The 13,026-nt window shown below is 73.3% G+C and carries 9 protein-coding genes; 5 read left to right on the top strand and 4 right to left on the bottom strand.

The annotated features are described in order from the left end of the window. The first annotated feature begins 216 nt into the window (after window positions 1–216). The 3 genes from ACFXPK_RS25100 (at window position 217) to ACFXPK_RS25090 (ending at window position 7,169) form a co-directional block, all read left to right on the top strand. The gene (locus ACFXPK_RS25100; protein ID WP_385078796.1) at window positions 217–1,437 is read left to right on the top strand and encodes a thiolase family protein; all 1,221 of its coding nucleotides are present in this window, start codon (window positions 217–219) and stop codon (window positions 1,435–1,437) included. After that, entirely contained in the window at window positions 1,434–3,560 is a 2,127-nt protein-coding gene (locus ACFXPK_RS25095) for a 3-hydroxyacyl-CoA dehydrogenase NAD-binding domain-containing protein (protein ID WP_385078793.1), read from the top strand. Before ACFXPK_RS25100 ends, ACFXPK_RS25095 begins: the two co-directional genes overlap by 4 nt. Before the next feature lie 171 nt (window positions 3,561–3,731). Beyond that, entirely contained in the window at window positions 3,732–7,169 is a 3,438-nt protein-coding gene (locus ACFXPK_RS25090; RefSeq protein ID WP_385078790.1) for a BTAD domain-containing putative transcriptional regulator, read from the top strand. Window positions 7,170–7,354: 185 nt separating this feature from the next. On the opposite strand, the gene ACFXPK_RS25085 is transcribed toward ACFXPK_RS25090, so the two are convergent. Both ACFXPK_RS25085 and ACFXPK_RS25080 read right to left on the bottom strand, forming a co-directional pair. After that, entirely contained in the window at window positions 7,355–8,332 is a 978-nt protein-coding gene (locus tag ACFXPK_RS25085) for a hypothetical protein (protein ID WP_385001238.1), read from the bottom strand. 14 nt (window positions 8,333–8,346) lie between these two features. After that, the gene (locus tag ACFXPK_RS25080; protein WP_385001236.1) at window positions 8,347–8,880 is read right to left on the bottom strand and encodes a hypothetical protein; all 534 of its coding nucleotides are present in this window, start codon (window positions 8,878–8,880) and stop codon (window positions 8,347–8,349) included. A gap of 212 nt (window positions 8,881–9,092) precedes the next feature. Here ACFXPK_RS25080 and ACFXPK_RS25075 point away from each other — a divergent pair, with 212 nt between their 5' ends. After that, window positions 9,093–9,599, top strand: a complete 507-nt coding sequence (locus ACFXPK_RS25075; protein WP_385001233.1) for a potassium channel family protein — start codon at window positions 9,093–9,095, stop codon at window positions 9,597–9,599. Between the two features lie 46 nt (window positions 9,600–9,645). Here ACFXPK_RS25075 and ACFXPK_RS25070 read toward each other — a convergent pair whose 3' ends face one another. Continuing rightward, on the bottom strand, window positions 9,646–10,806 hold the full coding sequence (locus ACFXPK_RS25070; protein ID WP_385078785.1) for a hypothetical protein: 1,161 nt from the start codon (window positions 10,804–10,806) through the stop codon (window positions 9,646–9,648). Between the two features lie 145 nt (window positions 10,807–10,951). Between ACFXPK_RS25070 and ACFXPK_RS25065 the strand changes: the two genes are divergently transcribed. After that, window positions 10,952–11,344: an NTP pyrophosphohydrolase gene (locus ACFXPK_RS25065; RefSeq protein WP_385001226.1), complete on the top strand. Its 393-nt coding sequence runs from the start codon at window positions 10,952–10,954 to the stop codon at window positions 11,342–11,344. A gap of 30 nt (window positions 11,345–11,374) precedes the next feature. Here the strand turns inward: ACFXPK_RS25065 and ACFXPK_RS25060 are convergent, their stop codons facing one another. After that, complete coding sequence (locus ACFXPK_RS25060) at window positions 11,375–12,874, bottom strand: amino acid permease (protein ID WP_385078781.1); 1,500 nt, start codon at window positions 12,872–12,874, stop codon at window positions 11,375–11,377. Window positions 12,875–13,026: the final 152 nt, after the last annotated feature.

The following is a 13,026-nucleotide window of genomic DNA, read 5'->3' as shown; positions in this document are numbered from 1 at the left end:
GCGCGGTGCGCGCGGGGGGGGCCGGGGCCTGTTAGGCGAGGAGCGGGGGGGCGGGGCACGGTCGACCGTCGGCGCCGGTCCGAAGCGCCCCGGAGGCGAACCGGCGCCAAAAAAGAGGGAGGACTGGGCAACTTGGTTACTGGTAAGTAGCATGGGGTGAGAGCGCGCCACTGGCGTGCTCCCGCAGTGCACCCCGCACCCTGGAGGAGAGCCATCGTGCCTCGTACCGTCAGGGATGTCGTCTTCGTCGACGGCGTCCGCACCCCGTTCGGCAAGGCGGGCCCGAAGGGCATGTACCACGAGACCCGGGCCGATGATCTCGTCGTCAAGGCGATCCGGGAGCTGCTGCGCCGCAACCCGGATCTCGACCCCGCCCAGATCGACGAGGTGGCCGTCGCCGCGACCACGCAGATCGGTGACCAGGGCCTCACGCTCGGCCGTACCGCGGGGATCCTCGCGGGGCTGCCCCAGTCCGTGCCCGGGTACTCGATCGACCGGATGTGCGCGGGCGCGCTGACGGCCGTGACCTCCACCGCCGGCTCCATCGCCTTCGGCGCCTACGACGTCGTCGTGGCGGGGGGTGTCGAGCACATGGGGCGGCATCCGATGGGTGAGGCCGTCGACCCCAACCCGCGGTTCGTCTCGGAGAAGCTCGTCGACGACTCCGCGCTCTTCATGGGCATGACGGCGGAGAACCTGCACGACCGCTTCCCGCACCTCACCAAGGCGCGGGCCGACGAGTACGCGGTGCGCTCGCAGGAGAAGGCCGCCAAGGCGTACGCCAACGGCTCGATCCAGCAGGACCTGGTGCCGATCTCGATCCGCCGTACCGACCCGGCGACCGGGGAGACCGGCTGGGGGCTGGCCACCGCCGACGAGCCGATGCGGCCGGGTACGACGCTGGAGATGCTCGCCGGGCTGAAGACCCCGTTCCGGCCGCACGGCCGGGTCACGGCGGGCAACGCGGCGGGGCTGAACGACGGCGCCACCGCCTCGCTGATCGCCGCCGAGGACTTCGCGCGGGAGCAGGGGCTGCCGGTCAGGATGCGGCTCGTGTCGTACGCCTTCGCGGGTGTCGAGCCCGAGGTGATGGGGTACGGCCCGATCCCGGCGACCGAGAAGGCCCTCGCCAAGGCGGGGCTCTCGATCGCGGACATCGGTCTCTTCGAGATCAACGAGGCGTTCGCCGTGCAGGTGCTGGCGTTCCTCGACCACTACGGCGTCGCGGACGACGACGAGCGCGTCAACCAGTACGGCGGCGCGATCGCCTTCGGCCACCCGCTGGCCTCCTCCGGGGTACGGCTGATGACCCAGCTCGCCCGGCAGTTCGAGGCGCAGCCGCAGGTCCGTTACGGCCTGACCACGATGTGCGTCGGCTTCGGCATGGGCGCGTCGGTCATCTGGGAGAACCCGCACTTCGACGGAGGCACCAAGTGAGCACCGCTGAACTCCTGAAGGGCGCGGCCGAGCTGTTCCCCGGCGAGGTCGTCACCCAGGCGCACGTACGCCACTTCGAACTCCCGGCGGGCGCCGGGCGGTTCGCGCTGATCACGCTGGACAACGGCCTCGACCACACGAAGCCGACGACGTTCGGCCCTCAGTCGCTGGCGAACCTGGACGCCGCGCTCGACCAGGTCCACGCGGAGGCGTCCGACGGGTCGATCGTCGGGGTCGGGATCACCGGCAAGCCGTTCATCTTCGCGGTCGGCGCCGACCTCAAGGGCGTGGAGCTGCTGAAGCGCCACGAGGACGCGCTCGCGATCGGCCGGGGCGGCCACGAGGTCTTCAAGCGGATCGCCACGCTGCCCGTCCCGACCTTCGCGTACTACAACGGCGCGGCGATGGGCGGTGGCGTCGAGGTCGGGCTGCACTGCACGTACCGTACGGTCTCCGCCGCGCTGCCCGCGTTCTCGCTGCCCGAGGTCTTCCTCGGCCTGGTGCCCGGCTGGGGCGGCTGTACGCTGCTGCCGAACCTGATCGGCGCCGAGCGCGCGGTCACGGTCGTCATCGAGAACTCCCTCAACCAGAACAAGCAGCTCAAGGGCGGTCAGGTCTACGACCTGGGCATCGCGGACGCGCTGTTCGACGGCGCGGACTTCCTGGAGCAGTCGCTGGTGTGGACGGCGTCGGTGCTCAAGGGCGAGGTGACGGTCGTACGCCCCGAGGTGGACCGGGGCGAGGCGTGGGACGCGGCCGTGGCGCGCGGGCGCTCCGTCGCGGACTCCAAGGTGCACGGCGCGGCCCCGGCCGCGTACCGGGCGCTGGACATCATCGCGGCGGCGAAGGACGGTGACCTCCAGGCCGGCTTCGACGCCGAGGACCGGGCCCTCGCGGACCTGATCATGGGCGGTGAACTGCGCTCGGGGATCTACGCGTTCAACCTGGTGCAGAAGCGCGCCAAGCGGCCGGCCGGTGCCCCGGACAAGTCGCTGGCCCGTCCGGTCACCAAGGTGGGTGTCGTGGGCGCGGGGCTGATGGCCTCGCAGCTCGCGCTGCTGTTCCTGCGCCGTCTGGAGGTGCCGGTCGTGCTGACCGACATCGACCAGGACCGGATCGACAAGGGCGTGGGCTATGTGCACGCCGAGATCGACAAGCTGCTGCTGAAGTCCCGGATCAACCAGGACAAGGCCAACCGGCTCAAGGGCCTGGTCTCGGGTGTGCTGGACAAGGCCGAGGGGTTCGCGGACGCGGACTTCGTCATCGAGGCCGTGTTCGAGGAGATGGGTGTCAAGCAGCAGGTGTTCGCGGAGGTCGAGGCGGTCGCCCCGGCGCACGCGATCCTCGCCACGAACACCTCGTCGCTGTCGGTCTCCGAGATGGCGTCGAAGCTGAAGAACCCCGAGCGGGTCGTCGGTTTCCACTTCTTCAACCCGGTCGCGATCCTGCCGCTGCTGGAGATCGTGCGCGGCGAGCGGACCGATGACGCGTCGCTGGCCACCGCGTTCGGGGTGGCGAGGAAGCTGAAGAAGACCGCGGTGCTGGTGAAGGACGCCCCGGCGTTCGTCGTCAACCGGGTCCTCACCCGCTTCATGGGCGAGATCCAGAACGTCATCGACGAGGGCACGCCGGTGGAGGTCGCGGAGCGCGCGGTGGAGCCGCTGGGGCTGCCGATGTCGCCGCTGGTCCTGCTGGAGCTGGTCGGCCCGGCGATCGGTCTGCATGTCTCCGAGACGCTGCACGGCGCGTTCCCCGACCGCTTCACGGTCTCGGAGAACCTGGCCGCGGTGGTCAAGGCGGGCAAGCGCGGCTTCTACGTGTACGACTCCGGAGCGCCGGAGCTGGACCCGGAGGTCGCGGCGCTGCTGAAGCAGGGCGACACCGTGCTGACCGAGGAGCAGACCCGCGCGCGGGTGCTGGACGCGGTCGCGCAGGAGATCGGTCTGATGCTGGAGGAGGGCGTCGTCGCCGAGGCGCAGGACATCGACCTGTGCCTGATCACGGGCGCGGGCTGGCCCTTCCACCTGGGCGGGGTCACGCCGTACCTGGACCGTGAGGGTGTCTCGGAGCGGGTGAACGGCAAGCCGTTCCTCGCGCCGGGTGTGGCGAGCGTGCCGGCGTAACTCCGGACGGGTCCCGACCGGACCTTGGCGGGCCGACGGGCCGTACGGATCACCCGTACGGCCCGTTCCGCGTGTCCGGGCGGGGTGTCTGAGCCAACTACCGTCCTGAAGCGGGCGAGTTGATCGACGAACCGTTGATCGGCACGGCCCCCGGGGGCTACGTTCACCGCTGTGTGGTGGGCGGTGCTGGGCACGGTGGAGGTGCAGGTCGGTGGCCGGACGGTGGAGTTGGGGGGCGCCAAGCAGCGGCGGGTGCTGACGGCTCTGCTGGTGGACGCCGGGAGCGTGGTCCCCGTGTCGCGCCTCGTGGACAGTGTGTGGGGGGACGACCCGCCGCCGTCCGCGGTCAGCACCCTGCGCTCCTACGTCGCTCATCTGCGGCGGGCGCTGGAACCGGACCGGCCGCCGCGCGAGGCCGGAAAGGTACTGGTCAGTGTGGAGGCCGGATACCGGCTGCGGGTGCTGCCCGAGCAGTACGACGCGGCGCGCTTCGGCGCGCTGGCGGAGGCCGGCCGGCTGCGGCTGGCCGGTGGCCGGCCGCTCGACGCCCTCGCCGAACTCGACCGGGCGCTGGCGCTCTGGCGCGGTCCGGCCTACGGGGAGTTCGGCGCCGAGCCGTTCGCGGCGCTGGAGGCCGACCGGCTGGAGGAGCTGCGGCTCACCGCCCAGGAGTGGCGCTGCGGGGCCCAGTTGGCGGCCGGGCGGCCCGAGTCCGCCGCCGCGGAGCTGCGTTCGCTGGTGGCGGCGGAGCCGCTGCGCGAGCGGCGCTGGGAGCTGCTGGCGCTCGCCCTCTACCGGTCCGACCGGCAGGCGGACGCGCTGACCGCGCTGCGGGACGCCCGCAGGATGCTCGACGAACACCTCGGTGTGGAGCCCGGCCGGCCGCTGCGCCGACTGGAACAGGCCATTCTCCATCAGGACGCGGAGCTGGATCTGGCGCCGGGGCTCACCCCCGACGCGGCCCCTGAACGCGCGCCGGTGGCACCGCTCGCGGCTCCGGGGGCGCCCCGGGGCGCCGCCCCGCCCGTACCGGAGGCCGCGGTGGGTGGTCCGGCGCTCGCCGGGCGGCGGGAGGTGCTGGCCGGGGTGGAGCGGGCCCTGGCGGCGCTGGCGGACGGCCGCGGCGGGCTGCTGACGGTCACCGGGGAGCCGGGCATCGGCAAGACCCGGATCGCCGAGGCCGCGGTCGAACGGGCCGGCGCGGCCGGGATCACGGCCGCTGTCGGGCGCTGCCCCGACGGGGAGGGCGTGCCCGCGCTGTGGCCGTGGCTGGAGGTGCTGCGCGCCGTCGCGCCCGGCAGGGCCCCGGACGCGGCGGGCCCCGGGGACGGCGGGCGCTCGGGCGCCCCCGCGATGATGGTGGAGCGGCTGGTGCGGGTGGCGCGGACGCGGCCCTTGCTGGTGGTCCTGGAGGATCTGCACTGGGCCGATCCCGACTCGGTGAGCGTGCTGCGCGTGCTGGCCACGATGGTGCCGGAGCTGCCGCTGCTCGTCCTGGTCACCAGCCGGGAGGGTCCTGAACTCGACGACTCCGCCGCCTCCGTGGTGGGAGGGCTGACCGGTGACTGGGTGACCCGTCATCCGCTGGCCCGGCTCACCGAGGCGGAGGTGGCCCAGATGCTCGGCGCGCACACCGGTCCCGGTGCGGATCCGCGTCTGGCCTCGGTCGTCCACCGGCGCTGCGGCGGTGTCCCCTTCCATGTGGCGGAGCTGGCGAAGCTGCTGCCGCAGAGCGGTGCGGGGGCGGGGGCGGGGGCGGAAGCACTGGCCCGGGCGCTGCCGGAAGGGACCAGGGATCTCATCCGGCACCGGCTGCGGCGTCTTCCGGAGGGCGCCGAGGACGCGCTGCGGGTCGCGGCCGTCCTGGGCGAGCGTTTCGGGCTCGATGTGGTCGCGGAGGCGGCCGGTACGGAGCCGGACCGGCTGCTGGACATCCTGGAGGCGGCGGTCGCGTGGGGCCTGGTCGTGGAGACCGGGCCCGTCGGCCACTACCGGTTCGGCCACGCCCTGATCCGTGACACGCTCCGCCACTCGCTCTCCCGGATCCGCCGGGCGCGGCTGCACGCCCGGGTGGCCGCCGCCCTGGAGCGCCGGGCGGCCCGGTCCGCCGGCGGCGGGGCCGAACTGCTCGACGCGGTCGCGTTCCACTGGCTCGCCGCGGCGCCGGTCGGCCACGCCGGGCGGGCCCTGGTGGCCGTCACCGCCGCCGCGGAGCGGGCCGAGCGGGTCTACGCCCACCGGCACGCGGCCCGGCTCGTCGAGGCCGCGATCGGTGTCGTCGACACGTACGCCGCCCCCACCACGACGGAGGAGACCCGACGGCTCTTCGAACTGGTGCTGCGCTGGGGGCGGTTGTGCTGCCGCGGCGCCCTGCGCCCGGAATCGGTCCGGGCCCTGGACCGCGCCATCGGGATCGCCAGGGAGCTGGCCGACCCGGAGGCACTGGCGCGGGCCGCGACCGTCCACACCATCGAGACGTTCACCCCGATACGGGAGTACGGCAGTTCGCACGACACCGTGCTGACGGCGCTGCGCGACGCCGTACGGCTGCTGCCCCGGGAGGACGCTCCGCTGCGCTGTCTGGCCCTCGCGGCGCTCGCGGCCGAGCGGTACTTCGCCGGGGCCGGGGAGCCGGACGGCGCGCCGGGCTCCCCCGGCGCCGACGGGCTGGTGGCGAAGGCGCGGCTCTCGGCGGAGGCGGTGGAGATGGCGCGCAGGCTGGGTGACGACTCCCTGCTGCTCCGCGCGCTGCACCTGCGCCACCAGGCGGTACGCCATCCGGACACGCTCGCCGAGCGGCAGCGTCTGGTCGAGGAGCAACTGGTGCTGGCCGGGCGCCCCGGTGTGAGCCCCGACTGGATGCCGATGCTGCTGCTGCGCCGGGCCCTGACCCGGCTGGAAGCGGGCGACATGCCCGCGGCGCAGCGCGACATCGACGACTGCGCCGCCGCCAACCAGCGGGTCAGGCTGCCCGAGATCGACGCCCATCTGCGCTGGTGGGCGGCGCTGCGCCACGGTCTGGCCGGGGATCTGCCGGCGGCGGAGCGGCTGGCGGGGCAGGCGTACCGGCACCATCAGCAGGCCGCGTGGGGCGCCGAGCCCGCGCTGTTCGCGCACCGGGTCTCCTGGCTGCTGGACGGGGACCGGTACGACGAGATGGAGGCGCTCGTCCTCGCCTCCCACCGGCCGGGGACCCCGATCACCCCGGAGCACCTGGGGCTCGTCCTGGCGCTCCAGGGCCGGCTGGCCGAGGCGGGGACCTACTGCCCGCCCGCCGAGGCGCTGCCCGAACCGCCGCACGACTGGCTCTGGCTGCTCCAGATGGTGCTGCGGGCCTACACCTGGGCGCTCTGCGGCGATGTGCGCTCCTGCCGCTGGGCGCTGGACCGGCTGCTCCCGTACGCCGGACGCGCGGTCACCACCGGTTCCGCGATGCTCTGCTGGGGCTCCATCGACCACTTCCTCGCCGAGGTCGCCGAGGTCGCGGGGGAGCGTACGGCGGCGGCCACGCTGATGCGCGGGGCGGTCCGGCACAACGGTGAACTGGGCTGTGTGCGCTGGGCGCAGCGCTCGCGGCGCAGGCTGGCCGAGCTGACCGCCGCGCCCTGAACCGCCGTCGCCGCCCGCGGGCCCTCCGCCGGGGAAGCGCGTAGGCCCGGCCGGGGAAGCGCGGGGCCCCGGGCCGGGGAAGCGCGGAGGGCCGGCGCCCGGTGAGCGCGCACCGGCCGCCGGCCCTCCTCCCCCATTTCCCCCATCCCCCGTTCCCCCGTTTCCCCCGTTCCCCCCGTCGCCCGTCAGTTCCAGGGATTGGCGCTCTGGTCGTTGATCGCCGTCCAGAAGCGCACTCCGGTCGGCAGGGTTCCGGCGGCCCAGAGCGACCAGCCTCCCCCGTCGTGGAACTCGGCCATCCGCCAGCCGCCGCCGAAGTACGACTGGCAGACGGTGTCGGCCACGGTGCGGCTGATCAGGTCGGCGCCGCGTACCGCGGGTGTGGCCCTGACCTCGCCCTTGGCCCAACTGTGCGCCCCTGTGGCCGGGATGCCCGCCGGTGCGGCGCGGCCGTCCACACGCAGACAGAGCACCGGGAGCGAGGCGGCGGCCGGGGTGTCACCGTTGTACGGGTCGGAGCGCTCCTCGTCCCGGCCCACCTGCACCACCCCGTCGGAGCGCTGGTTGAGCACCGTCCAGGTCATGCCCGCGTGCGAGGCCGTGCCCTGGTACGTCTCCGCGAGACCGCCCGCCGCCGCGGCGGTGATGTTCCACTGCTGGTAGGCGCCGTCGTTGCAGGTGCTGTTCGGGTAGATCTTCCAGCCGCTGAAGTTGGTCAGGGTGGTGTCCGCGCAGATCCCCGTGGCGACGTTCTTCAACCGGACGCCGACCTCGCCGCCCGCCGGGGGCGCCGCCTGGAAGCGGGTGACGATCCACTGCTGGTGCGGGCCGCCGTTGCAGAGCAGGACGTAGATGCGCGAACCGTTGTTGTCCAGGCACTCGCCCGGTGCGGCGAAGGCGCTGAGCTTGACGAACTTGTGGGTGGCGGGCATGCCGGGGACGGGCGAGAAGACCCACTCCAGGTCCTGGAGGAACCCCGTACAGCGGGAGGCGACCGTGTTCGCCTCGCCCTGCCCCTGGAGACACCCGTTGCTGTAGCCGTTGGTCAGCCTGGTCACGGAGGTGTCCGCCGCGGCCGGTCCCGGTGAGGTGAGCAGGACCAGCCCGAGCGCCGCGAACAGGGCCGGGAGCAGTGTGGAGAGGCGCGGGAACCGTGATCTCACAGCAGTCTCCCCCGTCAGCCGAAGAGCGCGTCGAAGGAGGCGAGCGGGATGTTCCACTGCTGGGAGGTCGCGGTGTTGCTGCACGTGCTCGCGACGATCGCCCAGTCCTTGGCGGGGTCCGTGTCCATGCACTTGCGGCCGACGATGCTCTCCATCCGTACGCCCGCCATCCCGGCGGGCGGGGTGCCGGGTTCGTACCGCACGATCTGCCACATCCGCGTCGTGCCGCTGCCCGGGGTGCAGCCGGCCGACGCCATCGTGAGGACGCCGTCCGCGACGGCCGGGCACGAGCCGTTGAAGTTGCTCCTGATGTAGCGGTACTCGACCGGAGCGGTGGCGATCGGGACGAGCGTCCAGTTCATCTCGCCCGAGGTGCCGTAGCAGTCGCTGATCAGCGCCCCGTCCTGGAGCCTGATGCACAGCGTGCTGCGCTGGTTGGTGAACTTCACCGCCGGGGGGTCGGCGGCGGCCGACGCGTGGGGCGCCGTGACGACGACCCCGAGGACGGCGGCGGCGACGACGCCGGCCCGCTTGACCCGAGACAGCAAGAGGAGCCTCCTCCATGAGTGGCTGGTGGTCCGGACAGGGTCCACAGTGACGGGCGGAGGTTGTGGACCGGTGGGAACCCGATGGGGGCGCGGTGGGAAACGGATGGGAGCGCGACGGAAGAGCGGGGTTCCGGCACCGGGCGGGCCGTCCCCGGGCGGGCCGGGGGTGTGTCCTGTCGGACGGCCGGTCCCTGAATGGCTAGTTTCTGCCCATGCCTCCGTTTTCACCGTTCTATGTCCTGCGCAAGCTGCTGCGTGGCGGGCGTTGGCAGCGGCTGCACGTGAAGGCTTCCGTGTGGGCGGTCCTGGGGGTCGTGGTGGTCCTGGTGCTCGGCTCCTGGATCATCGTCCCGTTCGAGTCGGCGGCCCCCAAGGCGACCATCACCTCGTTCCCGCTGGCGCTGTGGTGGTCCGTCGAGACCGCGACCACCGTCGGGTACGGGGACCTCTATCCGGTGACCGTGCCGGGACGGGTGATCGCGGGCGTCGTGATGCTCGTCGGGATCTCGGTGTTCAGCATCGTCACCGCGTCCCTGGCCACCTGGTTCGTGGGCAGCGCCGCGCGCCGCGCCCGCCGGGTGGCGCGGGCGCTGGAGCATGTCGAGGCCGAGGGGCGCATGGACGCCGTACGGGAACTGCGCGCCCTGCACCAGCGGTTCGACCGGATCGAGGAACTCGTCGCCCGCGACCGGGGGCCGCGCCCCGGACCGCCCGGCTGAGCCGCGTACGGGACACGGCCGGGCATCCGGCGGGCCGCGTACGGCGTCAGAACCGCCGCCACGCCTCCAGCGCCAGGCCCGTCTCGTCCTTCTGCCGGGTGACGCGCAGCGCCCCGTCGAGTCCGAGGCAGGCCAGGACCACCCGTCCCGTGCCGTCCAGGGCGAGCGCCGGGGCGCCCGCGCAGGGTTCGCCGGTGGGGGTCCAGTGCAGGCCGGCGTCCTCGTCCTCGGTGGGGTACGCGGCGACCTGGAGGCGGCCGTCGGGGCCGCGCCCGGCCAGGATCGTGCAGTCGTACCCGTCGACGGGGGTACGGAGCGGGGCGAGCGGCCCGGTGCCGGGGCCGCCGAGGGGGGCGGGGGCGCTCCCCGGTCGCCAGGCGAGGACCGTGCCGTCGTCCGCGTCGCGCCAGAAGCGGGTGAGCCCTTCGGTGCCGGTGCGCTCCGCGGTGACCGTGCCGTGGGCGATGTCCGCCGCGGGCTCCTCCCCGGCGCGCTCCAGTTTCGCGTCGGGTCTCCCGCGCAGCCAGCGCACCGTGCCGCCGCCCGCGGGGACGAGGATGTCGATGGCCCCGCGGTCGGTGACGGCGGCGGAGGTCTCGCCGGTCAGGGTGGTGTCCGCGGCGTTGGCGCCACCCCAGGGCTGCCAGCGGCCGGTGGGCGACTGGTGCTTGGCGGAGAGGCCGCCGTTGGCGTTGCGTACGAACAGGTGCATCGAGCCGGTGGCGTCCAGGACGGCGGACGGCATGCCGATCCGGGCGCCCTTCGCGCGGTCCTTGCCGTGCGGATTGCCCACCGACTGCCACTCCCGCAGCGGGCGGCCGGTCTGGAACTGGACGGCGTGGACGAGATCGCGCTCGGCCTCCCCCGCGGCGCCCGGCCGGTCCCGTACCCCCAGCAGATGGACAAAGCCCTCGGCGCTGCGCGCCACCGACACGTACGGCAGGAGCCCGGCGAGCGGCAGCGGCTCGGGGCCGTACCAGTCGGGGCCGCCGGCCCGGGTCTCGGTCCAGCGGAGGATCCCGCCCGGGGTGGCCGCGTACGCCGTCAGCCGGCCGTCCTTGCCGCGCAGCAGCCAGCCGGTGGCCGGGGGGAGGGAGCCGTCGGCGGCGGGGGCGCGGTGCGGGTCCGTGACCGGGGGCCTGGCCGGCGCGCCGTCTCCCCCGCCGTCCTCCGACCGATTCGACGTCCGTCCGGACCTCGGTGCCATGGCCTGCCGCCACCTTCCCGAGCGTGAGAAAACCCAGACGACGATAGTACGCGCGGGCAGGTGGCGGGCGCCGGTGGCCTTCCGCGCCCGGGACCGCCCGGCTCGGCGGGCGGACGCGGCCGGGCGGCTGTGGCACGCTGCGGAGATGCTGAACAAGCTGATCGTCGACGCGGCGAATGTGGTCGGTTCCGTCCCCGACGGATGGTGGCGCGACCGGCGCGGGGCCACGGAGCGGCTGCGCGACTCGCTCGTGCCGTTCGCGGCGGACGGGGTGGCCGGGCAGCCCGGCCCCGTGGAGGTCGTGCTCGTCGTGGAGGGCGCGGCCCGGGGTGTGGAGCCGGTGCCGGGGGTACGGGTCGAACCGGCGGCCGGCAGCGGCGACGACCGGATCGTGGAGCTGGCCGCCGCGGCGCAGCGCGACGGGGTCGGCTGTCTCGTGGTCACGGCCGACCGGGAGCTGCGGCTGCGGGTGGCGGCGTACGGGGCGCGGTGCGCGGGGCCGAGGACCGTACGGGAGCTCCCGGACGAGCCCGCGTAGCGCGCGGGCCCGCCCGGGTGTCCCCCGTCGTCAGCGGGGTGTGTTGATGCGGCTGTGCGCGCGTCCGTACACGAAGTACACGACGCAGCCGATGACCATCCAGATGCCGAAGCGCAGCCAGGTCTCGGCGGGCAGGTTGAGCATCAGCCACAGGGAGGCCAGTACGGACGCGATGGGCACCCAGGGCACCAGCGGGGTGCGGAAGGAGCGCGGCAGGTCCGGGCGCTTGCGACGCAGGATGATGACCCCCAGCGCGACCACGATGAAGGCGAACAGAGTGCCGATGTTGACGAGTTCGGCCAGCTCCTCGATGGAGGTGAAGCCCGCGACGATCGCGACGAGCACCCCGAGGAGGACGGTGGAGCGGTAGGGCGTGCCGAACTTCGGGTGGACGTGGGAGAAGGTCCTCGGGAGCAGTCCGTCGCGGCTCATGGCGAAGAAGACCCGGGTCTGGCCGAGCAGCAGGATCATGCAGACCGAGGTGAGCCCGACGGCCGCGCCGAAGCTGATCAGGCCGGCCCAGAAGGGGTGGCCGACGGCCTTGAAGGCGTCGGCGAGCGGGGCGTCCACGGAGAGTTCGCTGTAGTGCTGCATGCCGGTGACGACGAGCGACACGGCGACGTAGAGCACGGTACAGATGAAGAGCGAGCCGAGGATGCCGCGTGGTACGTCGCGCTGCGGGTTGCGGGTCTCCTCGGCGGCGGTGGCGACGATGTCGAAGCCGATGAAGGCGAAGAAGACGACCGCGGCGGCGGTGAAGATCCCCATGACGCCGAAGTTGGTGGGGGTGTAGCCGGCCATGAGCTGGATGATCGGCGCGGTCAGCCCGCCGCCGCCCTTGGTCTCCTCGGCGGGCGGGATGAACGGCTTGTAGTTGGAGCCGGTGATGAAGAAGGCACCGACGATGATCACGAGGAGTACGACGGTGACCTTGACGGCGACGATGATGCCGGTGATCCGCGAGGAGAGCTTCACCCCGGCGACGAGGATCCCGGTCAGCACGAGGACGAGCAGGAAGGCCAGGAGGTCGAAGCCGAACCTCCCGTTCTGGGTGCCGGACAGGTAGTCGGGCAGGCTCGCCCCCGCGTTGCCGAGCAGCGAGCGTACGTATCCGGACCAGCCGACGGCGACGACCGCGCAGCCGAGCGCGAGCTCCAGGACGAGGTCCCAGCCGATGATCCAGGCGGGCAGTTCGCCGAGGGAGGCGTACGAGAAGGTGTACGCGGATCCGGCGACCGGCACGGTCGAGGCGAACTCGGCGTAGCAGAGGGCGGCGAGTCCGCAGACGATGCCCGCGACGACGAAGCCGAGCGCGGTGGCGGGTCCCGCGGTCTGTTTGGCGACGACGCCGGTCAGCACGAAGATGCCGGTGCCGATGATCACTCCGACGCCGAAGACCGTCAGGTCGAGGGCGGAGAGGGTCTTCTTGAGCGCGTACTCGGGCTCTTCGGTGTCACGGATCGACTGTTCTACGTCCTTTGTGCGGAAGAGACCACTTTTGACCGGTCCCGGTTCCTGCTGGGTACTCACCGGCGTACCTCCGTGTGCGCGTTCATCGGGCAATAATCGAGAGGTTGCGGGCCCCGATTACCCCGTATCGCCGTAATTCACACGGATGGGCCGGGGGGGGGGGCGCCGCGCGGGGGGGGGGGGGCGCCCCGGCACCACCCACCCCGGCGGGG

The organism is Streptomyces sp. NPDC059142 (assembly GCF_042755665.1).
Taxonomy (GTDB): Bacteria; Actinomycetota; Actinomycetes; order Streptomycetales; family Streptomycetaceae; genus Streptomyces.
Note: the sequence above shows the minus strand (reverse complement) of the source record. Positions and strands in the feature narration are given on the sequence as shown.

Bases quoted from the DNA above. Each gene is read 5' to 3' on its own strand.
- ACFXPK_RS25075 (WP_385001233.1), top strand. From the start codon at position 9,093: ATGCCTCCGTTTTCACCGTTCTATGTCCTGCGCAAGCTGCTGCGTGGC.
- ACFXPK_RS25070 (WP_385078785.1), bottom strand. From the start codon at position 10,806: ATGGCACCGAGGTCCGGACGGACGTCGAATCGGTCGGAGGACGGCGGG.
- ACFXPK_RS25065 (WP_385001226.1), top strand. From the start codon at position 10,952: ATGCTGAACAAGCTGATCGTCGACGCGGCGAATGTGGTCGGTTCCGTC.